We start from the raw sequence: 21,835 nt of genomic DNA, 5'->3' as shown, positions 1-21,835 counted from the left end.
GCACCCCTTTTCCGCTCCCCTTTGGCCACATTCTGTATGGCGTTACGGGAGGCCCGGTGCAGTTTCCGGAAAAGGCGCGGAGCTATTGTCGGCAGTTTCGGCGACGGCGGGTCGAAAATGGTGAACCGCGCCCGGAGGGCCCGGTGTCACCGATCGGCCCTTCCGCCGACGGACGACCGGTTCGCCCCGCCGTCAGTCCCAGTCCTGGTCGCCGTGGTTGCGGTCCCACCGGCCACCCACGGGAGGGGTGTCCAGGCGGGTGGCGGCCACGGCGTTGCCGGCCAGGTCGTTGTCCTCGACCCGGCAGCCCACGCAGCTGCCCCGCTCGGTGATCCAGAGTCCGTGCGTCTGGGTGCGCTCGTCGTGGTTGTCCCAGATCCGGTTGCCCCGGATGGTGGCCGAGTCGACGTGCGCGTTGACCGTGATCCCGGCCCGGCACTGCGGCGCGGGCGGCAGCTCGTACGCCGTCCCCGGCAGCGGGGTGTCCCCGCTCCAGGCGGTGTACGCGTCGGGGCGTACGGGGGCGAGGGTGAGCCCGGTGTCGTCGTTGGCGGCGACCAGGGCGACCCGCTTGCCGACCCGCAGCACCTTGCCCCGGTGCCCGTCGTGCTGCCAGCCGGCGGTCCGGTCGACCAGCGACCGCTCGTTGTAGCGGACGGACTCGCCGCCCGCGCCGTACGCGCCGGCGCACTGGCGGCCGTTGTTGCGGATGCGGTTGTTGAGCAGCACGGCGTCGACCATCGGCCGGTCGATCCGGATGGCATCGAGGCCGTTGCCCCAGAAGTCGTTGCTGTCGATCACCACGTCCGTCGCCGCGCCGTGATAACCGTGCCCGAGGTCGTGCTCGTGGTAGCCGTACGCCCCGTTGCCGCTGATCCGGTTGCCGCGCACCGTGTACGGGCCCGGGGTGTTGCCCATGCTGACGCCGTCGCGGACGTTGCCGTCGATGACGCAGTCGGCCAGCAGGCCGCCCCGGCCGGCGACCCCGGAGGTGCCCTCGGCGGAGACGTCGAAGCCGGCCTCCAGGTTGCCCGTCATCGTGCACGCGGAGACGATCAGCCCGTCGGCGCCCCAGTCGGAGATGCCGAACCGGTTGCCCTGGCTGTGGCAGCCGACGATCCGGTAGCCGCGCGGCGGCGGCCAGTTGGCCTTCTGGAGTTCCAGGAAGATGCCGTTGGTGCCGTTGCCCAGCGCGGTGCAGTTGGCGATGGTGAGCCGCTCCACGGTGCCCCAACCGCCGATGCCGACGCCGATCCCGGCGCCGCCCATCTCCTGGCCGTTGTCGAGGCGGCCGCAGCCGACGACCACCACCCCCTCGATCAGGCTGTCCTGGAGGAAGTCGCAGCCCAGGCCGGTGGCCGCCGTGTGGTGGATGTAGAGGTTGCGGAAGACGCCGCGCACCACGTACTGCAGGCCGAGGCCCTTGGCGAGGTAGTTGTACTCGGCCATGGCCACGCCGGAGCCGTCGATCTCGAAGTCGGCGAAGGTGCAGTCGGCGATGTGCCGGTCGCGGTCCGCGCCGTGCTGGAGGGTGGTCCAGAACGCCAGCGGCGTCGGGTCGGCCCGGTTGCCCTCGTTGCTGAGCAGGAACCGGGTCGCGCCGGGGCCGGCCCCGATCAGGGACACCCCGCTGCGCCAGACCGTGCCCGCGTCGCGGATGGAGTAGATGCCCGGCGGGCAGTAGATGACCCGGGCCCGCCCGTCGGCGGCGTAGCCGTCGCCGAGGCGGTCCACGAGGGCGGCGAGCGCCGGCTGGTCGTTGGTCACCCCGTCGCCGCGCAGTCCGTACCGGGTGGCGTCGCAGTGCAGTGGTGCCCCGGCGACGGCCGGGCGACGGTCTCGGACGGCGGCGGGCAGGCCCTGGTACGGCACTGCGCTCTCCCCTCGCGCGGGCGGGCGACCGGGCGGTCGCGGACGGACGACAGGCGGTCGCCGTCCGCGCGGATTTCCCGGCAACAGCAGGGAGAAACGGAAGAGGAAAAGGATCGGATCGAGCTGACCGGATGCTCGGTGAATGAGCGGCGATCCGGATCGGGAACGTATTTCCGGCCCATTCGGCGGGGCGCGAGCGAAAAGGGACGGCAGGGAGGGCGGGGCGGACGGAATGGGCGTTTCCGGTCCCGGCGGCGCGCTGCCGCCGGGACCGGCTCACACGTTGGCGACCAGCAGGGCGGGCTGCTCCACGCAGTCCGCGACGTGCCGCAGGAAGCCGCCGGCCACCCCGCCGTCGCAGACCCGGTGGTCGAAGGTGAGGCTGAGCTGCGTCACCTTGCGCACGGCGAGCTGCCCGTCGACGACCCACGGCTTGTCCACGATCCGTCCCACGCCGAGCAGCGCCGCCTCGGGGTGGTTGATGATCGGGGTGGAGCCGTCGACGCCGAACACGCCGTAGTTGTTGAGGGTGAACGTGCCGCCGGTGAGGCGGGCCGGCGGCAGGGTGCCGGCCCGGGCGGCGGCGGTGGTCTCGGCCAGCGCCGCGGCCAGCTCCCGGGTGGTCAGCAGGTGCGCGTCGCGCAGCACCGGGACGACCAGGCCCCGGTCGGTCTGCGCGGCGATGCCCAGGTGCACCCCGCGGGACTGGACGATCCGCTGCCCCTCGGTGTCGACGCGCGCGTTGAGCTGCGGGAAGCGCCGCAGGCCGCTGAGGCAGATCCGGGCCAGCAGGGCCAGCAGGCTCACCGGCGCGTCCGGGGTCGCGGCGTTGATCGCCCGGCGGCTCTCCACCAGGGCGGTGGCGTCCGCGTCGACCCAGATGGTCACCTCGGGGATCTCCCGCCGGCTGCGGGAGAGCTTGTCGGCGATCACCTTGCGGACGCCGGTGAGCGGGACGACCAGGTCCTCCTCGCCCGCCGGCACGGCGGCCCGTCCCGCCGTGGTCGGACCGTCGGCCCCACCGGTCGGGGCCGCGTCGGGGCGGTCGGGCACCGGGGTGGGCCGGGGCGCCGGGGCCGGGCCGGCGAGGGCCGCCTCGACGTCGGCGCGGCGCACCACCCCGCCCGGGCCGGTGCCGCGCAGGGTGGCCGGGTCGATGCCGTGCTCCCGGGCCAGCCGCCGCACGATCGGGGAGATCACCAGGGCGACCGCGCCCCCGGGTACCGCCGCCGGCCCGGAAGCCGCCGCGACGGGCGCGGGGGCCGGGGCGGGCGCGGCGGCGGGCATGGGCGCGGAGTTGGGGACCGGTGCGGGCTCGGGGGCGACCGTGAGCCGGGGCCGGCGGCGTCGTCGGCCCGCCGCGCCGTGCCCGGTGCCGTACCCGATGAGGACGTTGCCGCTGCCGGCGCGCTCCTCCTCCCGGTAGGTGGCGTGCCCGGCGGGCTCGCCGTCGGCGGGCGCGATGGTGATCAGCGGCTGGCCGACCGGGCGCGTCTCGCCCGCCGCGCCGTGCAGGGCCACCACCCGCCCGGCATACGGGCAGGGCACGTCCACGACGGCCTTCGCGGTCTCCACCTCGACCACGCTCTGGTCCACCGTCACGGTGTCGCCGACGGCGACCCGCCATTCGACGATCTCCGCCTCGGTCAGCCCCTCGCCGAGGTCGGGCAGGAGGAACACCTGCTCGGTCATGCCGCGCTCCCCTGCGGCAGCCAGCGCGCGTCGGGCCGGTCGTCCCACTGGAGCCGCGCCACCGTGTCGAGCACCCGGTCCACGCCGGGCAGGTGGGTGTGCTCCAGCATCGGCGCAGGGTACGGGATGTCCAGGCCGGACACCCGCAGCACCGGGGCGTGCAGGGCGTGGAAGCAGCGCTCCTGCACCCGGGCGGCAATCTCCGCGCCGACGCCGGCGAAGCCCTGCGCCTCGCTGACCACCACGCACCGGCCGGTGCGGCGCACCGACGCGGCGATGGTCGCGTCGTCGAGGGGGACGATCGTGCGTACGTCCACCACCTCCAGGTCCCAGCCCTCCTCGCGGGCGGCCTCGGCGGCCTCCAGGGCGACCGGCACCGCCGGCCCGTACGCGATCAGGGTGGCGTCGGTGCCCGGCCGGCGCACGACGGCGCGGCCGAACGGCTCGGTGGCCGCCGGCAGCTCGGCCTCGGCGCTGGAGAAGTAGAGCTTCTTCGGCTCCAGGAACACCACCGGGTCCGGGTCCGCGATGGCCTCGCGCAGCAGCGAGTACGCGTCGGCTACCGTCGCCGGGGTGACGACCTTCAGGCCCGGGGTGTGCGCGTAGTACGCCTCGGACGAGTCGCAGTGGTGCTCGACGCCGCCGATGCCGCCCGCGTACGGCACCCGGATGACCATGGGCACGCCGAGCGCGCCCCGGGTGCGGTTGCGCAGCTTCGCCACGTGCGAGGCGATCTGCTCGAACGCCGGATACGCGAACGCGTCGAACTGCATCTCCACCACCGGCCGCAGCCCGGACATGGCCAGGCCGACGGCGAAGCCGACGATGCCGGCCTCGGCGAGCGGGGTGTCGAAGCAGCGCTTGTCGCCGAACCGGGCCTGCAGGCCGTCGGTGATCCGGAAGACGCCGCCGAGCTTGCCGACGTCCTCGCCGAAGACGAGCACCCGCTCGTCGTCGGCCAGCGCGTCGGCGAGCGCGGCGTTGAGCGCCTTCGCCATGGTGGTGGTCGCCATCAGCGCCCGTCCTCGCGGTCGGCGGCCAGCTCGGCGCGCACCAGCTCCCGCTGCTCGACCAGTTGCGGGGTCGGCGTGGCGTAGACGTGGTCGAAGAGGCTCAGCGGGTCGACCTCGGGTTGGGTGTGCATCCGCTCGCGCAGGTCGGCCGCGTACGCCTCGGCCTGTTCGGCGATCGCGGCGACGGCCGCGTCGTCGAGCGCGCCGCGCGTGCGCAGGTACGTCTCCAGCCGGGCGACCGGGTCGCGGTCGCGCCAGGTGTCGACCTCGGCGCCGTCGCGGTAGCGGGTGGCGTCGTCGGCGTTGGTGTGCGGTTCCATCCGGTAGGTGTGCGCCTCGACCAGGTAGGGGCCGTTGCCGGCGCGGGCGTGCGCGACCGCGCGGGTGAGCACGGCGAGCACGGCGACGGGATCGTTGCCGTCGACCTGCTCGCTGGGCACGCCGTAGCCGACGCCCTTGTACGCCAGCGACGGGGCGGCGGTCTGCCGCGACAGCGGGACGCTGATGGCGTACTTGTTGTTCTGCACGAAGAACACGACGGGGGCCCTGAACACGGCGGCGAAGTTGACGCCCTCGTGGAAGTCGCCCTCGCTGGTGGCGCCGTCGCCGATGAAGGCCAGGGCCACGGTGTCGCGGCCCTGGTGGGCCTCCCCGTAGGCGAGGCCGGCGGCGTGCACGCACTGGGTGGCCAGGGGGGTGCACTGCGGGGCGGTGTGCACCCGGGTGGGGTCGTACCCGCAGTGCCAGTCGCCGCGCAGCAGGGTGAGCACCTCGACGGGGTCGATGCCCCGGGAGACCAGCGCCATCGACTCGCGGTAGGTCGGGAAGACCCAGTCGGTGTCGCGGACGGCGAGCACCGCGCCGACCTGGCAGGCCTCCTGGCCGCGCGAGGACGGGTAGACGGCGAGCCGGCCCTGCTTGGTCAGGGCGGTGGCCTGGGTGTCGAAGCGCCGGCCGACGACCATGCGGCGGTACATCTCGCGCAGGGCCTCGACGGGCGGCTCGGGGTAGTCGGCGCGGGCCGGCCGGGGCGTGCCGTCGGGGTCGAGCAGCCGCACCGGTTCGGTCTGCGGCAGCAGGGCGGCGGCGGGGTCGGTCGCCGCCTGCTCGCGGGCGGGGGCCTTGGTGGGCTTCTTGGCCGGCGGGCGGGTGCGCGGGGATGCCCTGCGGACCGCCTGGGGTGTGGTCGTCACGGCGGGGACCTCCTGGACTTGTGGTGGACCTATGCTCCTGCCGATGGATGATTGACTCAACACGCGGGATGAACGCGGGACGAATGGCGGGGGAAAGGGCCGAATGTGAGCCAGCAGACCACCGGGGAGCCGGGCACGGAGGGCGGTACGGGACGTTCGGCCGGGCCACTCGACGAGGTGGACCGCCGCATCCTCGACGAGCTGGCCCGCGACGGGCGGATCTCCATCCGTACCCTCGCCGAGCGGGTGCACGTCTCCCGGACCAACGCGTACGCGCGGGTGGAACGGCTGCTGCGCGACGGCGTGATCACCGGCTTCCGGGCCCGGGTCGCGCCCGAGCCGGCCGGGCTGGGCACGTCGGCGTACATCGCGCTGACCATCCAGCAGAACACCTGGCGGGAGGTGTCGGCCGAGCTGGCCCGGGTGCGCTACGTCGAGCACGTCGCGCTGCTCAGCGGCGAGCACGACGTCCTCGCCCTGGTCCGGGCGCCGGACAACGCCACCCTGCGGGACGTGGTGCTGGACCGGGTGCAGGGCATCGCCGGGGTGCTGTCCACCCGCAGCTGGCTCGTCTTCGACGAGTTCGAGGGCACCCGCAGCCCGTGGGCGTGAGCCGGGCTCAGTGCGCAGGCGGGGCCGCGAGGCCGGCGCGGTCGGCCAGCTCCAGCAGCGGCTCCAGCGAGAAGCGCGGGCCGTCCAGGCCGGCGTGCGGGTCGCCGCGCTCGGCGAAACGCGCCGGCAGGGTGAGCACGTCGAAGTCCTCCGGCCGGGCGTCGTCCAGCTCCGCCCAGTCCAGCGGCGCGGAGACCAGCGCCGCCGGGGTGGGCCGGATCGAGTACGCCGAGGCCATCGTGTGGTCCCGCGACATCTGGTTGTAGTCGACGAAGACCGGCCGGTCCCGCTGCTCGCGCCACCAGGTGGTGGTGACCAGGTGCGGCAGGCGGCGCTGCAGCTCGCGGCCCAGCGCCAGCACCGCCCGGCGGCAGTCGCCGAAGCCCCACCTCGGCTCGATCGACAGGTAGACGTGCAGGCCCCGCCCGCCGGTGGTCTTCGGGTAGCCGACCAGCCCCCGCTCGGCCAGCACCGTCCGCAGCTCGCGGGCGACCGGGACCACCTGCGCGAAGTCGACCCCGGGCATGGGGTCGAGGTCGACGCGGAGCTGGTCGGGGCGTTCGGTGTCGGCGGCGGTGACCGGCCACGGGTGGAAGCGCAGCGTGCCGAGGTTGGCCGCCCAGATCACCACCGCCAGCTCGCCGGGCGCGACCTCGTCGGCCGTGCGTCCGCTGGGGAACGTCAGGTGGGCGGTGCGCACCCAGTCGGGTGCGCCGGCCGGCAGCCGCTTCTGGTAGAACGCGTCGCCCCGGTTGCTCTGCCGGGTGGCGATCCGCGCACCCTCGAACACGCCCCGGGGCCACCGCTCCAGCATGGTCGGGCGGTCCCGCAGGGCGCGCAGGATCCCGTCGCCGACGGCGAGAAAGTAGCGCACCACGTCGAGCTTGGTCAGGCCGCGCTCGGGAAAGTACGGCTTGTCGGGGCTGGAGACGCGGACCACCCGCTCCCCGACCCTGATCTCCTGCGCCGCCGTGGCCACGACTGCCACCGTACGACGCCGCGCCGACGGGCGCAGGCAGGTCGGGGGCGGTCCGGCGGACGTGCGGCGCGGCCCGGCGCGGTCAGGGCCTGCGGGCCACGCAGCCGTACTGCGGGACGACGGCCGGATCCTCGCCGTCGTCCGGCCGCCACCGCGCGCACGACACCAGGCCCGGCTCCACCAGCTCCAGGCCGTCGAGGAACCGGGCGATCTCCGCTCCGGTGCGCGCGCGGATCGGGGGCGCGGCGTTGGCGTTCCAGAACTCCATGGCGGGCACGTTCGCCTCGCCGCCCAGCTCGACGGTGGGATGGGTGAGCGCCAGGTAGCTGCCCGGGGGCATCGCGTCCATCAGCCGGCGCACTATCGCCACGGCCTCGTCGGTGTCGAGGACGAAGTTGAGGATGCCCAGCATCATCACGGCCACCGGCCGGTCGAGGTCCAGCGTCCGGGCGGCGGCGGTCAGGATGGACGCCGGGTCGTGGACGTCCGCCTCGACGTAGTCCGTGGCGCCCTCGGCGGAGCTGGTCAGCAGGGCGCGGGCGTGCACGAGGACCATGGGGTCGTTGTCGACGTAGACGATCCGCGCGTCGGGGGCGACGGCCTGCGCGACCTGGTGGGTGTTGTCGGCGGTCGGCAGGCCGGTGCCGATGTCGAGGAACTGCCGCACGCCCGCCTCGCCGGCGAGGTGCCGCACGGCGCGGGCGAGGAAGCGCCGGTCGGCCCGGGCGACCTCCCCGATGACCGGGAACATCGCGCGGACGTGGTCGCCGACCCGACGGTCCGGCTCGAAGTTGTCCTTGCCGCCGAGCCAGTAGTTCCACACCCGGGCGTTGTTTGCCACCGAGGTGTCGATGGGCTCGACCCGTTCGCCGTCGCGAACCCCGACGTCGCCGGACTCTGACACGAAAACTCCTCGGCTGTCGCGGATGTCCGGTCAGCCTAGCTCCGCGCCGGGCGGACGATCGGGTCGGGTCAGGACAGCAGCACCACCCCGACGACCATCAGCGGCAGCGAGACGAACAGGAAGATGCCGACCCCGGTGAGCACCCGCCCGCCGCCCGCGTCCTCCCGCTCGGGGGCCAACCCGAAGGCCGCCCGGGCGGGCAGCATGCCGATCCGGCTCAGGGTCAGGTCGCCGGTGAGCCCGAGCAGGGTGCCGACGACGATGAGCGCGACGCCGAGCCGGAAGACGAACTCGCCGCCGCTGACCGCCGTCCACACGCCCGCGGCGGCGGCGACCGCCACCAGCGCGACGACGAACAGCACGAGCGCCTCGCGCAGACCCCGGACCACCGTCATCGCCGCGCACCCCTCTCGGCCGGCCCGCGGCCGGCGCCCGTCGACACCCGCGCCGCCGGGGCCACCGGCGGCGCGGGTGACATTCTGCCGGGCGTACGGCCACGGCGCTGCCCCGTGCCGCAGGTGCGCGCCGGCCGGGTGGACGCGGTCCACCCGGCCGGCGCGGCCGACTCAGCTCTTCTCGCGCTGGAGCCGATCCATCAGCATCTGCTTGCCCTGCTCGCCCGCCTTGCGGTTGTTCTCCTGGATCTTGCGGAACCAGGTGGCGAGTTCCTTGTCGCCGCGCTCCTCGGCGTCGGAGATGTAGATCTCCATCCGGTAGACGTGCTCCAGCGACATCTGCAGCGCGTGGATCAGGTCGTAGTTCTTGTCCCGCACCGGACTGCTGATCTCCCTGACCATCGTGGCCACGGCCAACCTCCCCGTGTCTCGGCTACCGTTCGGCCCCGCGCTTACCCGCCGGGCCCGGTCGTACGCGCCACCCCCGCGCGGCGGGCGGGGATAACCTCCGCCGTCCCGCCCCGTTGTACACGTCGCCAACTGGTCGATATCAGGGGAAACGGGGCATCGGATGCGCTTACCAGTCACGCCGGAAGGGTCCGCGCGGTCGACCTTCCGGGGAGACATCGAGGGGCTGCGCGCCCTCGCCGTGGTCATGGTCCTCGTCGGCCATGCCGGGCGCGACCTCGTACCGGGCGGCTTCGCCGGCGTCGACGTCTTCTTCGTCATCTCCGGATTCCTCATCACCGGCCTGCTCGTCGCCGAACTCGAACGCACCGGCCGGATCTCCCTGCCCGGCTTCTACGCCCGCCGGGCCAAGCGCCTGCTGCCCGCCGCGGCCGTCGTGCTGGTGGCCAGCCTCCTGCTCACCTGGCTCCTGCTGCCCCGCACCCGCTGGGCCGACACCGCCTGGGACGTGGTGGCCAGCGCCGCCTACGGGCTGAACTGGCGGCTCGCCGTCCAGGCCACCGACTACTGGGCCGCCGACGCGGCGCCCAGCATCGTCCAGCACTTCTGGTCCCTCGGCGTCGAGGAGCAGTTCTACCTCGGCTGGCCGCTGCTCCTGCTCGGCCTCGCCGTGCTCGGCGGCCGTCGCCGGCTGCGCCGGGGCGCCCTGATGGCCGGCTTCGCCCTCGTCGCGCTGCCCTCGTTCGCCTGGTCGGTCCACGCGAGCCAGACCGACCCCGGCCCGGCCTACTTCGTCACCACCACCCGGCTGTGGGAACTCGCCCTCGGCGGGGCCGTCGCCATCGCCGGCACCCGCGTGCACCGGCTGCCCCGGCCGCTGGCCGCCGTGATCGCCTGGGCCGGACTGGCCACGGTGGCCGGGTCCGCCCTCCTCGTCGACCCCGACCGGGCCTTCCCCGGCTACCAGGCGCTGCTGCCGACGGTCGGCACCGCCGCCGTGATCGCGGGCGCGCAGGCCGCCGGTCGGTTCGGCCCGGCCGGCGCACTCGGGTGGCGGCCGATCCGCGCCGTCGGCGCCCTGTCCTACTCGCTCTACCTGTGGCACTGGCCGCTGCTGATCGCCGCCGAGGCGCGGTTCGGCGAACTCAGCACGCAGGCGGCCCTCGGCGTGGTGGCGCTGTCCGCCGTGCCGGCCGCGCTCACCTACCGGTTCGTGGAGAACCCGATCCGGACGTCCGCGGCGCTGCGGTGGGAGCCGGCCGCCGCCCTGCGCGTCGGCGCCCTCTGCACGGGCGCCGCCGTCGCCGCCGGCCTGCTGTTCCAGCTCACGGTGTGGCCACCCCGGCAGGCGCCGCCGACCCCGGTGGCCCTGCCGCCGATCGGCGGTCCCACCCCGGGCGCGACGCTCGCCCCCAGTGGCCCGCCCGGCGCCGCGGTGCTCGGCAAGACGCCGCTGGGCGCCCGCGCCGGAGCAGCCGTCGACCGGGTCGCGTCCATCGTCCCCGACCCCGGTGTCGCCAAGAAGGACGGGCCCGAGCACTGGAGCCCCGCCTGCGGCGCCGGGCAGCACAACGACCAGGCGTTCCCCTGCAAGTACGGGGACCCCTTCGGCGCGACCACCGTCGCGCTCGCGGGGGACTCGCACGCCAACCAGTGGCTGCCGGCCCTGAAGCTCATCGCCGAGGCGGAGGGCTGGCGGCTGCTGTCCTACACCCGCTCCGCCTGCCCGTTCATCGCCCTGGAGGTGGCCTGGCGGGAACGACCGGAGCCCGGCTGCCGGGACTGGAACCGCGTCGTGCAGAAGCAGCTCGTCGAGGTCGACAAACCGGATCTGCTGCTGGTGAGCAACACCTTCTACCGCCCCTACGGGGTGGACCGCGACGCCACCGACGAGGCGAACAAGGGCATGGCCGAGGGCCTGCGCGCGACCTGGCGGTCGGTCACGGCGGTGGGCGCCACCGTGGTCGTGCTCCGCGACTCGCCCTACCTGACGCGCAACGCCCCCGAGTGCGTGGCGGCCAACCCACGCAAGTTGACGCGCTGCGCCACAGACCGGGAGTCCGCCCTGGGCCCCGGCGGCGGGGCCGCGCAGGAATCGGCGGCGGCGGGGCAACGGAACATCCACCTGGTCGACCTCAATGACGCCATCTGCCCGGTCGACCCCTGCGCGGCGGTCATCGGCGGTGTCCTGATCTATCGGGACAGCAACCACCTCACCGCCACGTACACCTCGACCCTCGCTCCCCGGCTGCGGGACCGCCTGGTGACGCTGCTCAACTAGGCTCCGCCCTGGCCAGGGTTACCGTCCGGCAGCCCCGGGTACGGTGCGGCGCATGGCGGAACTGGCAGCGCTGTGGATCGTGCGTCACGGCGAGAGCACGGCGAACGTCGCGGCGACCGAGGCGGAGAGCACGGGGGCGGAGCTGATCGGGCTGACCCACCGCGACGCGGACGTGCCGCTGTCCCCCACCGGCGAGCAGCAGGCCCGGGCGACCGGGCGCTGGCTGGCCGAGCTGCCGCAGCGGCGGCGGCCGGACGTGGCGGTCGTGTCGCCGTACCTGCGGGCCGTGCGCACCGCCGAGCTGGCCCTCGACGGCACCGGCATCCCGGTCAGCCGCGACGAGCGGCTGCGCGACCGCGAGCTGGGCGTCCTGGACGGCCTGACCGGGCACGGCGTCGCCAGCCGGTTCCCCGACGAGGCGCAGCGCCGGGCCCGGCTGGGCAAGTTCTACTACCGGCCGCCCGGCGGCGAGTCGTGGACGGACGTGGCGCTGCGGCTGCGCGCCCTGCTGGGCGACCTGCGCCGCGACCACGCCGACCGGCGGGTGCTGCTCTTCGGCCACGACGCGCTGGTGTTCCTGCTCCGCTACCTCGTGGAGGGGCTGACCGAGCCGGAGCTGATGGCGCTGACCCGCCAGCACGTGATCGCCAACTGCTCGGTCACCGGCTGGACCGCCGACGCCGAGGGCCGGCTCGTCCCCGACACCTTCAACGACGTCACCCACCTGCGCCAGCAGGGAGCCCGCCCGACCAGGGAGGACGAGGTCCATGCCGAACCGGTCTGAGGTGATCACCCCCGCGCTGCTGCGCCGGTGGGCGCTGCCCGTGCCGACCGGGGGCAAGGAGGCCCGGGGCACCGTGCTGGTCGTCGGCGGCTCCCGGTTCACCCCCGGCGCGGTGCTGCTGGCCGGGGTGGCCGCCCTGCGGGCCGGCGCGGGGGTGCTGCAACTGGCCGCCGCCGAGTCCACCGCCGCCGCGCTGAGCATCCAGGTGCCGGAGGCGCTGGTCGTGGGCCTGCCCGAGACCACCGACGGGGCCGTGGCGGGCCGCCCCGGCGACCCGCTGGACGGGCTGGTGGCCGACGCCGACGTGGTGGCCGTGGGCCCCGGGCTCACGGACATCGACGCGACCGGGGAACTGCTGCGCGGGGTGCTCGACGTCGCGCCGAAGCAGACCGCGCTGGTCCTCGACGCGTACGCCCTCGGCGCGCTCAGCCACGCACCGGACCTGCTGGTCGACTCGGGCCGCCCGGTGGTGCTGACCCCCAACCTGACCGAGGCGACGCACCTGCTGGGCCGCGACCCCGGCGACGACCTGGACGCCGAGGCGGCCGAGCTGGCCCGCCGGTACGACGCCGTGGTCTCCCTCTACGGCCACATCGCCGCACCGGACGGGCGGTGCTGGCGGGAGGAGAGCGGCGACGCGGGGCTGGGCACCTCCGGCAGCGGAGACGTACGCGCCGGGCTGCTGGCGGGCCTGCTGTCCCGGGGCGCCGAGCCGGCGCAGGCGGCCTGCTGGGCGGCGTTCGCGCACGCGGTCAGCGGGCAGCGCCTGGTGCCCCGGTTCGGCCGGATCGGCTTCCTCGCCCGCGAGCTGCTCGACGAGATTCCGCACACCCTCGCCACGGTCTGACCACACCCCGGGGCGGTGTAACGCCGCCCGGGCTCCCGACGCTCATCCAGCGGAGGCGGGCGTCCGTCCGCCTCCCGCCGGCCGCGTCCCCACCAGGGGCGCGGAGCCGGCTGGAACAGCCCCTGGGAGTCTGTGTGAAGAACCTGCGTCGCAAGACCCTGGCCGCCGCGTCCGCCGTGACGCTCGGCGTCGGTCTCGCCCTCACCGGCGGACCGGCCCCGGCGGCGGCCGTCGGCCCCGACACCACCTTCCTGGTCCTCGCCCCGCAGGGTGCGACGACCGACGCCGCGGCGGCCCGGGTCGCCGCCGCGAACGGCACGGTGGTGGCCAGCTACCACCAGATCGGCGTGCTCGTCGTCCGGTCGGCCAACCCCGACTTCGCCTCGGCGGTGAAGGGTGCCGGCGTCGAGTCGGTGGCCGCCACCACCGGCCTCGGCAGCGCCCTCGACGAGGGCGAGACCGTGGAGGTCTCGGCGGCCGACGCCGCCGCGGCCAGCGGCGACCCGACCACCGAGCCGCTGTACGGGCAGCAGTGGGACATGCCGATGATCGGCGTCCCGCAGGCCCACGCGATCACGACCGGCAGCCCGGACGTGGTCGTCGGCGTGCTCGACAGCGGCATCTCCTCCAGCCACCCGGACCTGGCCAGCCAGATCGCCAGGGACAAGAGCACGTCCTGTGTCGGCGGTGTCACCGACACCACCGAGGCCGCCTGGAACCCGACCACCTCCGACCACGGCACCCACGTGGCCGGCACCATCGCCGCCGCGATCAACGGCGTCGGGGTGACCGGCGTCGCCCCGGGCGTCAAGGTGGCCGCCGTCAAGGTGGTCAACGACGACGGCTACATCTTCCCGGAGGCAGCGGTCTGCGGGTTCGTGTGGGCCGCCGAGCACGGCATGCAGCTGACCAACAACAGCTACTACATCGACCCGTGGGAGCTGAACTGCCGCAACGACGCGCGCCAGCGTCCGGTGTGGCAGGCCGTGCAGCGGGCCATCCGCTACTCGCAGAGCAAGGGCGTGCTCAACGTGGCGTCCGCGGGCAACTCCAACTACGACCTCGCGCACAAGATCACCGACGAGGGCAGCCCGAACAACGGGACGCCCGAGACCCGCGAGAACCTCACCAACGCCTGCCTCGACCTGCCGGCCGAGGCGCCGGGCGTGGTGACCGTGTCGGCGGTCGGCCCGACCGGGGACAAGAGCTACTACTCCTCGTACGGGCAGGGCGTCGTCGACGTGACGGCCCCGGGCGGCGACACCCGGTTCCGCACCCAGGGCACCCGCTCGACCAGCACCGACGCGATCCTGTCCACCACCTTCAACACGGCCACCCGCGCCAACGGGTGGGGCTACAAGCAGGGCACCTCGATGTCCGGTCCGCACGCGACCGGCGTCGCCGCCCTGGCCCTGTCGGCCCACCCGGGGATGACGCCGGGGCAGCTCGCGTCGTTCCTGGAGCGCACCGCCGTCGCCCGCTCCTGCCCGGCGGGCGTGTACAACCCGGTCCCGCTGATCCCGACGGGCCCGCACGCGTACGACGCGACCTGCTCCGGCGGGGCCCGCAACGGGTTCTACGGCGCGGGCACCGTCAACGCGTACAACGCGGTCAAGTGACCGCCTGACGGGAAACTGGTGGGGCCCGGCATTCGCCGGGACCCACCAGCGTGTTTCCGGCAGCGACGCGCCGTGGGCCGGGCCGCACCGGCCGGGGGCGGGCGGGCGGGCGACGGGACCGTCCACCGATCGGGTGACGCCTGTTTCCGGTGGTGACCTCGGGGTACCGGTCGATCATCAGCCGAACCTAGGAGGCCACCCGTGTCGACCGATGCCATCGTCGTGCTCAAAGAGGACCACAAGGAGATGCGCCGCCTGTTCCGGGCCTTCCAGGATGCGCAGGACGGGCCGGCGAGCCAGCGGCAGAAGCTGGTGGGGCAGATCCTGGAGGCCCTCACGGTGCACACCTACCTGGAGAACGAGGTGATGTACCCGGAGGTCCGCAAGCTGCTGCCGGACCTGGAGGACGACATCCTCGAATCGTACGAGGAGCACCACGTGGCCGACCTGCTCTGCGCCGAGCTGGCCACCATGGACGCCGACGACGACCACTTCAACGCCAAGACCACGGTGCTGATCGAGAACGTGGAGCACCACGTCGAGGAGGAGGAGCAGGAGTGGTTCCCGAAGGTGCGGGAGGCGCTCGGTCGCAAGCAGCTGCAGGAGATCGGCGAGCGGATGCTCGCGCTGCGCGCCGACGCCCCGCGCAGCCCCACCGCCCCGAAGGCGATCAAGAAGGCGCTGGACGCGGTCACCGCCTGACCGCGCCCCGCACGCGATTCTTGGACAGTTGCCGTCCGCTCGTGACGACAACTGTCCAAGAATCGGAGGGGGTGGATCAGTCCGGGGGCGGGAGGATCTGGCGGAGCTGGCCCGGTGGGACGGAGCGGCGTCGCCACTCGCGGGGGTAGCCGACCGACACCTCTTCGAAGCGCACCCCGTCGTGCCAGGTCGTGCGGGGGATGTGCAGGTGGCCGTAGACGGCCGCGGCGGCCCCGTAGCGCACGTGCCAGTCCGCGGTGGCGTCGGTGCCGCACCACTGGGCGAAGATCGGATAGCGCAGGATCCGGGTCGGCTCGCGCACCAGCGGCCAGTGGCTGACCAGCACCGTCGGCAGCGCCGGATCGCGGGCGTCGAGCCGCGCGGCCGTCTCGGCGAGCCGGGCCGCGCACCAGTCCTGCCGGCTCGGGTACGGGTCCGGGTGCAGCAGGTATTCGTCGGTGCAGACGATGCCGGTGGCGTACGCCTCGGCCAGGGCCGCCTCGCGGGTGTCGAGGCCCTCGGGCCGCCAGGTGTAGTCGTAGAGCAGGAACAGCGGCACGACCAGCGCCGGCCCTCCGGGGCCCCGCCACACCGGGTAGGGATCCTCCGGGGTGACCACGCCCAGGGCGCGGCAGACGTCGACCAGGTGCCGGTAGCGGGCCACCCCGCGCAGGGTGACCGGGTCGCTCGACGGCGTCCACAGGTCGTGGTTGCCCGGGGCCCACATCACCTTCGCGAAGCGCCGGCTGAGCAGGCCCAGCGCCCATTCGATGTCGGCCACGGTGTCGGCGACGTCGCCCGCGACCAGCAGCCAGTCGCCCGGTGAACGGGGGCGCAGGCCCTCGACGATCGCCCGGTTCTCCGCGTATGTCACATGCAGGTCGCTGATCGCGAGCAGCGCCCCGTCGTCCTCCCCCACCACCAGTCGATCCTACGGGAGCCGCCGCGAACGCGGAGACCGCCGAAGGTGGTCCGGCCCGGCCCGCCCCAGGGCGGACCGGGTAGGATCGGGCCGGGCCGTGACTGGCGCGTGGGGATGGACAACCATCGGGAAGCGGTCCCGTCATCAGGACGTCTGCCGAGCGCCTGGGCCTTCCGCACGTCACCAGGAGGTCGCATGTCGTCGCCGAACGCCGAATCCACCGCCTTCCGCAGCGCCCTCGAGGTGATCCGCGCCGTCGAGCCCCGGGTCGCCGACGCGATCGGGGCGGAGCTGGCAGACCAGCGCGAGTCGCTGAAGTTGATCGCGAGCGAGAACTACGCCTCCCCCGCCACGCTGCTGGCGATGGGCAACTGGTTCAGCGACAAGTACGCCGAGGGCACGGTCGGCCGCCGCTTCTACGCGGGCTGCCAGAACGTGGACACCGTCGAGGCGCTCGCCGCCGAGCACGCCCGGGAGCTGTTCGGCGCGTCGCACGCGTACGTGCAGCCGCACTCGGGCATCGACGCGAACCTGGTGGCTTTCTGGGCGATCCTGGCCGACCGGGTGGAGTCCCCGGCCCTGAAGCGGGCGCAGGTGCGTCAGGTCAACGACCTGACCGAGGAGGACTGGTTCGCGCTGCGCCGCGAGCTGGGCGACCAGCGGATGCTCGGCATGTCGCTGGACGCGGGCGGCCACCTCACCCACGGTTTCCGGCCGAACATCTCCGGCAAGATGTTCGACCAGCGCAGCTACGGCACCGACCCGGCCACCGGCCTGATCGACTACGACCGGGTCGCCGAGGCGGCCCGCGAGTTCCGGCCGTTGATCCTGGTCGCCGGCTACTCGGCGTACCCGAGGAAGGTCAACTTCCGGATCATGCGGGAGATCGCCGACTCGGTGGGCGCGACGTTCATGGTCGACATGGCGCACTTCGCCGGCCTGGTGGCCGGCAAGGTCTTCACCGGCGACTTCGACCCGGTGCCGCACGCGCACATCGTCACCACCACCACCCACAAGTCGCTGCGCGGCCCGCGCGGCGGCATGGTGCTGTGCGGCCCGGAGCTGGCCGACCAGGTCGACCGGGGCTGCCCGATGGTGCTCGGCGGTCCGCTGCCGCACGTGATGGCCGCCAAGGCGGTCGCCCTGGCCGAGGCGCGTCGCCCCGACTTCGCCGACTACGCGCAGCGCATCGTCGACAACGCCCAGGCCCTCGCCGAGGGGCTGCTGCGCCGGGGCGCGACGCTGGTCACCGGTGGCACCGACAACCACCTGGTGCTCATCGACGTCTCCGGGTACGGCCTGACCGGCCGGCAGGCCGAGCAGGCGCTGCTGGACTCGGGCATCGTCACCAACCGCAACGCGGTCCCGCAGGACCCGAACGGCGCGTGGTACACCTCGGGCATCCGGATCGGCACCCCCGCCCTGACCACCCGGGGCCTGGGCACCGCCGAGATGGACGCGACGGCCGAGCTGATCCACACCGTGCTCAGCCAGACCACGCCGGGGTCGAACGCCGACGGCACGCCGTCGAAGGCCAAGTATGTCCTGGACCCGGCCCTGGCCGACAAGGTCAGCCGCCAGGCCACCGACCTCCTGTCGACCCACCCCCTCTACCCCTCGGTCACCCTGGCCTGACCGCCCCCACCTGTTCGGTGATCAAGAGAAAAGCGTCATCGTCGAGATCGATTTTGACGCTTTTCTCTTGATCACCGGGGCGGGGCGGCACGGCGGGACGCCGTGCCGCCCCGGAGAGCGAAAGGGCGGGTCAGGCCATGGGGCGCTTGAGGTGGTAGCGGTGGACCTCGGTGCTGCCCTGGACGTTGTTCACGTCCTCGGCCGCGGAGACCAGCTCCCAGCCTTCCCGGCCGGCCCGGTTGAGGTGCGCGATCGCGGTGTCGCCGTACGCGGTGATGTCGGTGCGGGACCCGTCCGGGCCGTACCACACGAACGAGACGTGGAAATTGCGCCCCTGCCCCTGGTAGCGGCGGACCAACAGTGCGTACTCCCATGCGACCATGCGGTCCATTATGGCCGGTCCGCCCGGGCGCGTGGCGCACGGGGGGTGGCGGAACGACGACAGTGCGGGGTCAGCGCCGCGCCGCCGGGACGGGCGACCGGGCCAGCTCGTCGGCGATCAGCGCGGCGAGCCGGTCGAGGCCGGCGTCGATCTGCGCGGGCGTCACGGCGCTGATCGACAGCCGCAGCGCGGCCACCGGCGCGGTGTCGTCGTAGAAGTGGGCCATCGGCGTCCACAGCACGCCGTAGTCCTCGGCGGAGCGGCGCAGCAGCGCGTCGTCGACCGGGAACGGGACGCTCACCACGGCGAAGAAGCCGCCCGCCGGGACGTTCCACCGCACCGGCGACGGATCGGGGAACCGCCGGGCGAGGCCGTCGACGAGGTGGCGCAGGTTGCGGGCGTACGCCGCGCGCTCGCGGGTGTTGGCGGCGACGAGGCTGCACCCGTGGGCGAGCAGCGCCCCGCCGACGACGGCCTGGGCGATGGCCGAGGTGTTCACCGTGACCATGCTCTTGATCTTGGCGAGCTGGTCGGCGAGCGGCCCGACGGTCCCGTCGGCGTCGCGCACCCGCTGGTCGGCGACCACGTAGCCGACCCGCGCCCCGGGCAGCACGGTCTTGGCGAACGAGCCGAGGTAGACCACCCGCCGCCCGGTGTCGAGGGCCTTGAGCGTCGGCACCCGCCCCGCCCCGTCGGCGTGGAACAACCCGTACGGGTTGTCCTCGATCAGCAGCAGGTCCTCGGCGGCGGCGAGGTCCAGCAGCCGCCGCCGGTCGGCCAGGTCGATGCTCGCCCCGGACGGGTTGGCGAAGTCCGGCATCACGTAGCAGGCGCGCGGGCGCAGCCCCTCGGCGCGGGCCAGGCGCACCTGCTCGCGCAGGTCCGCCAGGTCGATCCCGGCCGGGCCGCCGGCCACCGGACGCACCGGCAGGTCCACGAGCCGGGCCGCGCCGGTCAGCCCGACGTACGTCGGGGCGACGGCGAGCAGCACGTCGGCGGGGCCGGCGCGCAGCGCCCGCAGCACCAGCAGCATCGCCTCCTGGCAGCCGACCGTCACCACGATCGACTCCGGGTCGACGGTGATCTCCTCGTCGACGGCGAGGTTGCGGGCGACGAGGTCGTGGATGATCCCCTTCGTGCGGCCGTACTGGAACAGGGCGCGGTGCACCTGCGCCGGCCCGTAGCCGAGGTCGTCGGCCAGGTGGGCGCGGAACGTCTCCAGGTGCCGGTGCAGGTCGGTGACGTCGAAGAACTCCTCGTACGGGCGGCCGGCGGCCAGCGACACCGCGTCGGGATAGCGCTGGGCGACCTCGTTGAGGAAGTTCATCGAGTTCAGCGCGGGGTCGCCGACCGCCGGGTGCAGGTCGGCCACCTCCAGATCGGCCACGGCCAGGTCGGCGTGCGCGCTCAGGTCCACCGGTCGTCCACCGTCCACGTTCAGCCTTCCGTGATCGTACGCAGGTCGCGGGCCTCCGCCGGGTCGGCGCACCCGGCGAGGGTGAGGGCGTCGCGCAGCTCCGCCGCGAGCAGCGCGAACGCGGCGTCGGCGCCGGCCCGCCCGCCGACGGCCAGCGCCCACAGCAGGGGCCGGCCCACCAGCACCCCCGACGCGCCCAGCGCCAGGGCGCGCAGCACGTCGACGCCGCCGCTGATGCCGCCGTCGACCAGCACCTCGCACCGGTCGCCGACGGCGGTGCGCACCTGCGGCAGCATGGTCAGCCCGGCGGGGGCGGCGTCGAGCTGCCGCCCGCCGTGGTTGGACACCACCACCGCGTCCGCGCCCGCGTCGGCGGCCAGCACCGCGTCGCGGGGGTCGAGGACGCCCTTGACCACCAGCGGCAGGTCCGTGCGCCCCCGCAGCCAGGCGACGTCGGACCAGGTGAGGGCCGAGGCGAACGCGGCGCTGGTGTGCCGGGCCACGGCCGAGGTGCCGGGCGTGCCGGCGTGCGCCAGGTCGTCGCGGCTGCCGGGCAGGTTCGCGGCGGCCACCTGCGGCGGCAGGGCGAACCCGTTGCGGACGTCGCGCAGCCGGGGGCCGAGGATCGGCACGTCGACGGTGAGCATGAGCGCGGTGCACCCGGCCCGCTGCGCCCGGTCCACCAGCTCGCGGACCATCCCCCGGTCCCGCAGCCAGTAGAGCTGGAACCACACCGGCCCGCCGGCCGCCGCGATCTGCTCGATGGTGGCGCTGCTCAGGGTGCTCGCCACGTAGGGCACCCCGGCCGCGCCCGCCGCCGCCGCGAGCGCGGGCTCGCCGTCGGGGTGCACGAGCCGCTGGTACGCCATCGGCGCGACCGCCACCGGCAGGGCCTGCGCCCGGCCGAGCAGCGGGGCGTCGGTGCGGGGCCGGTCGATCCCGCGCAGCATCCGGGGCAGCACGGCGACCCGGTCCAGGGCGGCCCGGTTCGCGGCGAGGGCGGTCTCGGCCCCGCTGCCGCCGGCCACGAAGTCGTACACCTCGGGCGGCAGCACCTCGCGGGCCAGCGCGGCGAAGTCGGCGAGGCTCGCCGCGAACGGCACCGCCCCGGCGGACACGGCCGCAGGCGCGGTGCCGGGCGGGGCGGGCGCGGCCGGGGCGAGCGGTTCAACCATCGACCGCGCCCGCATCGGCCGGCACCGCCGGGGCGACGCCGAGCCGGTCACGCAGGAACGCGGCGGCCCGGTCCTGGGCGTGCCGACCGGCGTCGAACGCCCCCGGCATGGCGAAGAACCCGTGGATCATCCCGGGGTAGCGGGCCAGCTCCACCGGCACGCCCGCCGCGCGCAGCCGGTCGGCGTAGCGCTCCCCCTCCTCGCGCAGCGGGTCGTACTCGGCGGTGATCACCAGGGCCGGCGGCAGGCCGGTCAGGTCCTCGGCGAGCAGCGGCGACGCGAGCGGGTTCGCCGCGTCGGCCGGATCGGGCAGGTAGTGCCCCCGGTACCAGGCCACCGAGTGCCGGTTGAACAGCAGCGGGTCCTGCTCCCCGCCGGGCCCGGCGGACTCAGCGGGATCGGCGGACCCCGCCGGTTCGACGCGCTCGCGCTGGTCGGTGTTGGGGTAGACCAGCAGCTGGGCGGCCAGCGCCGGCCCGCCGCCGTCGCGGGCCAGCAGCGTCACGGCGGCGGCGAGGTTGCCGCCGGCGCTGTCCCCGCCGACGGCCAGCCGGTCCGGGTCGGCCCCGAACTCGTCGGCGTGTGCGGCGAGCCAGGCCACGGCGGCGTGGCAGTCGTGCACCGCCGCCGGGAACGGGTGCTCCGGGGCGAGCCGGTAGCCGACCGTGACGACCTGGCAGCCCGTGGCGTTGGCCAGCCGGCGGCAGATCCCGTCGGCCGTGTCGACGCTGCCGAGGGTCCAACCACCGCCGAAGAAGTAGACCAGGGTCGGCAGCGGGCCGGCCCCGGCCGGCCGGTGCACGCGTACCGGAAGGTCACCGGCGGGGCCGGGGACGACGGTGTCGCGTACCGCGTGCACCGGCTCGACGTCGCCGCCCCCGGCCCGGATGGCCGCCAGGTCGGCCGCGCGCGCCGCGGCGAGGGTCTGGGTGTACAGCGGCGCGACGCCGGCCGCCGCGCGCGCGGCCCGGTACGCGACCACCTGCGGGTCCAGGGGCATGGG

The 21,835-nt window shown here is 74.5% G+C and carries 20 protein-coding genes and 1 riboswitch; of the genes, 7 read left to right on the top strand and 13 right to left on the bottom strand.

The genetic code is table 11. The features are described 5' to 3' along the window. Positions 1 to 192 precede the first annotated feature (192 nt). The 4 genes from LPA42_RS00435 to pdhA form a co-directional block, all read right to left on the bottom strand. Complete coding sequence (locus LPA42_RS00435; protein ID WP_077940088.1) at positions 193 to 1,872, bottom strand: right-handed parallel beta-helix repeat-containing protein; 1,680 nt, start codon at positions 1,870 to 1,872, stop codon at positions 193 to 195. A gap of 276 nt (positions 1,873 to 2,148) precedes the next feature. Then, positions 2,149 to 3,564 carry a dihydrolipoamide acetyltransferase family protein gene (locus LPA42_RS00430; RefSeq protein WP_228986211.1) on the bottom strand — a complete coding sequence of 472 codons (1,416 nt, stop codon included), beginning with the start codon at positions 3,562 to 3,564 and terminating at the stop codon, positions 2,149 to 2,151. Continuing rightward, positions 3,561 to 4,577 carry an alpha-ketoacid dehydrogenase subunit beta gene (locus LPA42_RS00425; protein WP_043968913.1) on the bottom strand — a complete coding sequence of 339 codons (1,017 nt, stop codon included), beginning with the start codon at positions 4,575 to 4,577 and terminating at the stop codon, positions 3,561 to 3,563. Before LPA42_RS00425 ends, LPA42_RS00430 begins: the two co-directional genes overlap by 4 nt. Continuing rightward, a complete protein-coding gene (gene pdhA, locus LPA42_RS00420) occupies positions 4,577 to 5,803 on the bottom strand; it encodes a pyruvate dehydrogenase (acetyl-transferring) E1 component subunit alpha (protein ID WP_077940087.1) in 1,227 nt (408 codons plus the stop codon). The genes LPA42_RS00425 and pdhA overlap by 1 nt, the downstream gene beginning before the upstream one ends. Before the next feature lie 144 nt (positions 5,804 to 5,947). Between pdhA and LPA42_RS00415 the strand changes: the two genes are divergently transcribed. After that, the gene (locus LPA42_RS00415; protein ID WP_228986267.1) at positions 5,948 to 6,382 is read left to right on the top strand and encodes an Lrp/AsnC family transcriptional regulator; all 435 of its coding nucleotides are present in this window, start codon (positions 5,948 to 5,950) and stop codon (positions 6,380 to 6,382) included. A gap of 7 nt (positions 6,383 to 6,389) precedes the next feature. Here LPA42_RS00415 and LPA42_RS00410 read toward each other — a convergent pair whose 3' ends face one another. The 4 genes from LPA42_RS00410 to LPA42_RS00395 form a co-directional block, all read right to left on the bottom strand. Next, a complete protein-coding gene (locus LPA42_RS00410; RefSeq protein WP_077940084.1) occupies positions 6,390 to 7,361 on the bottom strand; it encodes a DNA polymerase domain-containing protein in 972 nt (323 codons plus the stop codon). An 82-nt stretch (positions 7,362 to 7,443) separates the two neighbouring features. Then, positions 7,444 to 8,265, bottom strand: a complete 822-nt coding sequence (locus LPA42_RS00405) for an SAM-dependent methyltransferase (RefSeq protein WP_077940083.1) — start codon at positions 8,263 to 8,265, stop codon at positions 7,444 to 7,446. A 68-nt stretch (positions 8,266 to 8,333) separates the two neighbouring features. Further along, positions 8,334 to 8,660 carry a hypothetical protein gene (locus tag LPA42_RS00400; RefSeq protein WP_077940086.1) on the bottom strand — a complete coding sequence of 109 codons (327 nt, stop codon included), beginning with the start codon at positions 8,658 to 8,660 and terminating at the stop codon, positions 8,334 to 8,336. 171 nt (positions 8,661 to 8,831) lie between these two features. After that, complete coding sequence (locus LPA42_RS00395; protein ID WP_043969572.1) at positions 8,832 to 9,062, bottom strand: hypothetical protein; 231 nt, start codon at positions 9,060 to 9,062, stop codon at positions 8,832 to 8,834. A 169-nt stretch (positions 9,063 to 9,231) separates the two neighbouring features. On the opposite strand from LPA42_RS00395, the gene LPA42_RS00390 reads away from it, so the two are divergent. From LPA42_RS00390 to LPA42_RS00370, 5 genes are all read left to right on the top strand, one after another. Further along, a complete protein-coding gene (locus LPA42_RS00390; protein WP_077940082.1) occupies positions 9,232 to 11,349 on the top strand; it encodes an acyltransferase family protein in 2,118 nt (705 codons plus the stop codon). A 52-nt stretch (positions 11,350 to 11,401) separates the two neighbouring features. Further along, positions 11,402 to 12,133, top strand: coding sequence for a histidine phosphatase family protein (locus tag LPA42_RS00385; RefSeq protein ID WP_077940081.1), 732 nt, complete (start codon positions 11,402 to 11,404; stop codon positions 12,131 to 12,133). Beyond that, on the top strand, positions 12,117 to 12,980 hold the full coding sequence (locus tag LPA42_RS00380) for an NAD(P)H-hydrate dehydratase (protein WP_077940080.1): 864 nt from the start codon (positions 12,117 to 12,119) through the stop codon (positions 12,978 to 12,980). The genes LPA42_RS00385 and LPA42_RS00380 overlap by 17 nt, the downstream gene beginning before the upstream one ends. Before the next feature lie 134 nt (positions 12,981 to 13,114). Continuing rightward, complete coding sequence (locus LPA42_RS00375; protein ID WP_077940079.1) at positions 13,115 to 14,599, top strand: S8 family serine peptidase; 1,485 nt, start codon at positions 13,115 to 13,117, stop codon at positions 14,597 to 14,599. A gap of 201 nt (positions 14,600 to 14,800) precedes the next feature. After that, on the top strand, positions 14,801 to 15,301 hold the full coding sequence (locus LPA42_RS00370; protein ID WP_077940074.1) for a hemerythrin domain-containing protein: 501 nt from the start codon (positions 14,801 to 14,803) through the stop codon (positions 15,299 to 15,301). A gap of 76 nt (positions 15,302 to 15,377) precedes the next feature. On the opposite strand, the gene LPA42_RS00365 is transcribed toward LPA42_RS00370, so the two are convergent. Further along, positions 15,378 to 16,226 (bottom strand): metallophosphoesterase, encoded by an 849-nt coding sequence (locus LPA42_RS00365; RefSeq protein ID WP_077940073.1) that lies wholly within the window; start codon positions 16,224 to 16,226, stop codon positions 15,378 to 15,380. A gap of 84 nt (positions 16,227 to 16,310) precedes the next feature. Next, positions 16,311 to 16,400: riboswitch (ZMP/ZTP riboswitch) on the top strand. Between the two features lie 18 nt (positions 16,401 to 16,418). Between LPA42_RS00365 and LPA42_RS00360 the strand changes: the two genes are divergently transcribed. Then, positions 16,419 to 17,858, top strand: coding sequence for a glycine hydroxymethyltransferase (locus tag LPA42_RS00360; protein WP_043968906.1), 1,440 nt, complete (start codon positions 16,419 to 16,421; stop codon positions 17,856 to 17,858). Between the two features lie 130 nt (positions 17,859 to 17,988). On the opposite strand, the gene LPA42_RS00355 is transcribed toward LPA42_RS00360, so the two are convergent. The 4 genes from LPA42_RS00355 to LPA42_RS00340 form a co-directional block, all read right to left on the bottom strand. Continuing rightward, the gene (locus LPA42_RS00355; RefSeq protein WP_043968905.1) at positions 17,989 to 18,249 is read right to left on the bottom strand and encodes a hypothetical protein; all 261 of its coding nucleotides are present in this window, start codon (positions 18,247 to 18,249) and stop codon (positions 17,989 to 17,991) included. Positions 18,250 to 18,310: 61 nt separating this feature from the next. Continuing rightward, entirely contained in the window at positions 18,311 to 19,675 is a 1,365-nt protein-coding gene (locus LPA42_RS00350; protein ID WP_077940072.1) for a PLP-dependent aminotransferase family protein, read from the bottom strand. A gap of 2 nt (positions 19,676 to 19,677) precedes the next feature. Then, positions 19,678 to 20,832 carry an alpha-hydroxy acid oxidase gene (locus tag LPA42_RS00345; protein WP_077940078.1) on the bottom strand — a complete coding sequence of 385 codons (1,155 nt, stop codon included), beginning with the start codon at positions 20,830 to 20,832 and terminating at the stop codon, positions 19,678 to 19,680. Then, complete coding sequence (locus tag LPA42_RS00340; RefSeq protein ID WP_077940071.1) at positions 20,825 to 21,832, bottom strand: alpha/beta hydrolase; 1,008 nt, start codon at positions 21,830 to 21,832, stop codon at positions 20,825 to 20,827. Before LPA42_RS00340 ends, LPA42_RS00345 begins: the two co-directional genes overlap by 8 nt. Positions 21,833 to 21,835: the final 3 nt, after the last annotated feature.

Origin of the sequence: Micromonospora sp. DH13 (genome assembly GCF_020873825.1) — a bacterium.
Classification (GTDB): domain Bacteria; phylum Actinomycetota; class Actinomycetes; order Mycobacteriales; family Micromonosporaceae; genus Micromonospora; species Micromonospora haikouensis.
This window is presented reverse-complemented; position numbering and strand designations above follow the sequence as displayed.

What these genes read in the sequence shown, in the direction of transcription:
- LPA42_RS00425 (WP_043968913.1), bottom strand. Translation starts at nt 4,577, where the DNA reads ATGGCGACCACCACCATGGCGAAGGCGCTCAACGCCGCGCTCGCCGAC.
- LPA42_RS00430 (WP_228986211.1), bottom strand. Translation starts at nt 3,564, where the DNA reads ATGACCGAGCAGGTGTTCCTCCTGCCCGACCTCGGCGAGGGGCTGACC.
- LPA42_RS00355 (WP_043968905.1), bottom strand. Translation starts at nt 18,249, where the DNA reads ATGGACCGCATGGTCGCATGGGAGTACGCACTGTTGGTCCGCCGCTAC.
- LPA42_RS00345 (WP_077940078.1), bottom strand. Translation starts at nt 20,832, where the DNA reads ATGGTTGAACCGCTCGCCCCGGCCGCGCCCGCCCCGCCCGGCACCGCG.
- LPA42_RS00385 (WP_077940081.1), top strand. Translation starts at nt 11,402, where the DNA reads ATGGCGGAACTGGCAGCGCTGTGGATCGTGCGTCACGGCGAGAGCACG.
- LPA42_RS00400 (WP_077940086.1), bottom strand. Translation starts at nt 8,660, where the DNA reads ATGACGGTGGTCCGGGGTCTGCGCGAGGCGCTCGTGCTGTTCGTCGTC.
- LPA42_RS00395 (WP_043969572.1), bottom strand. Translation starts at nt 9,062, where the DNA reads ATGGTCAGGGAGATCAGCAGTCCGGTGCGGGACAAGAACTACGACCTG.
- LPA42_RS00340 (WP_077940071.1), bottom strand. Translation starts at nt 21,832, where the DNA reads ATGCCCCTGGACCCGCAGGTGGTCGCGTACCGGGCCGCGCGCGCGGCG.
- LPA42_RS00360 (WP_043968906.1), top strand. Translation starts at nt 16,419, where the DNA reads ATGTCGTCGCCGAACGCCGAATCCACCGCCTTCCGCAGCGCCCTCGAG.
- LPA42_RS00380 (WP_077940080.1), top strand. Translation starts at nt 12,117, where the DNA reads ATGCCGAACCGGTCTGAGGTGATCACCCCCGCGCTGCTGCGCCGGTGG.
- LPA42_RS00390 (WP_077940082.1), top strand. Translation starts at nt 9,232, where the DNA reads ATGCGCTTACCAGTCACGCCGGAAGGGTCCGCGCGGTCGACCTTCCGG.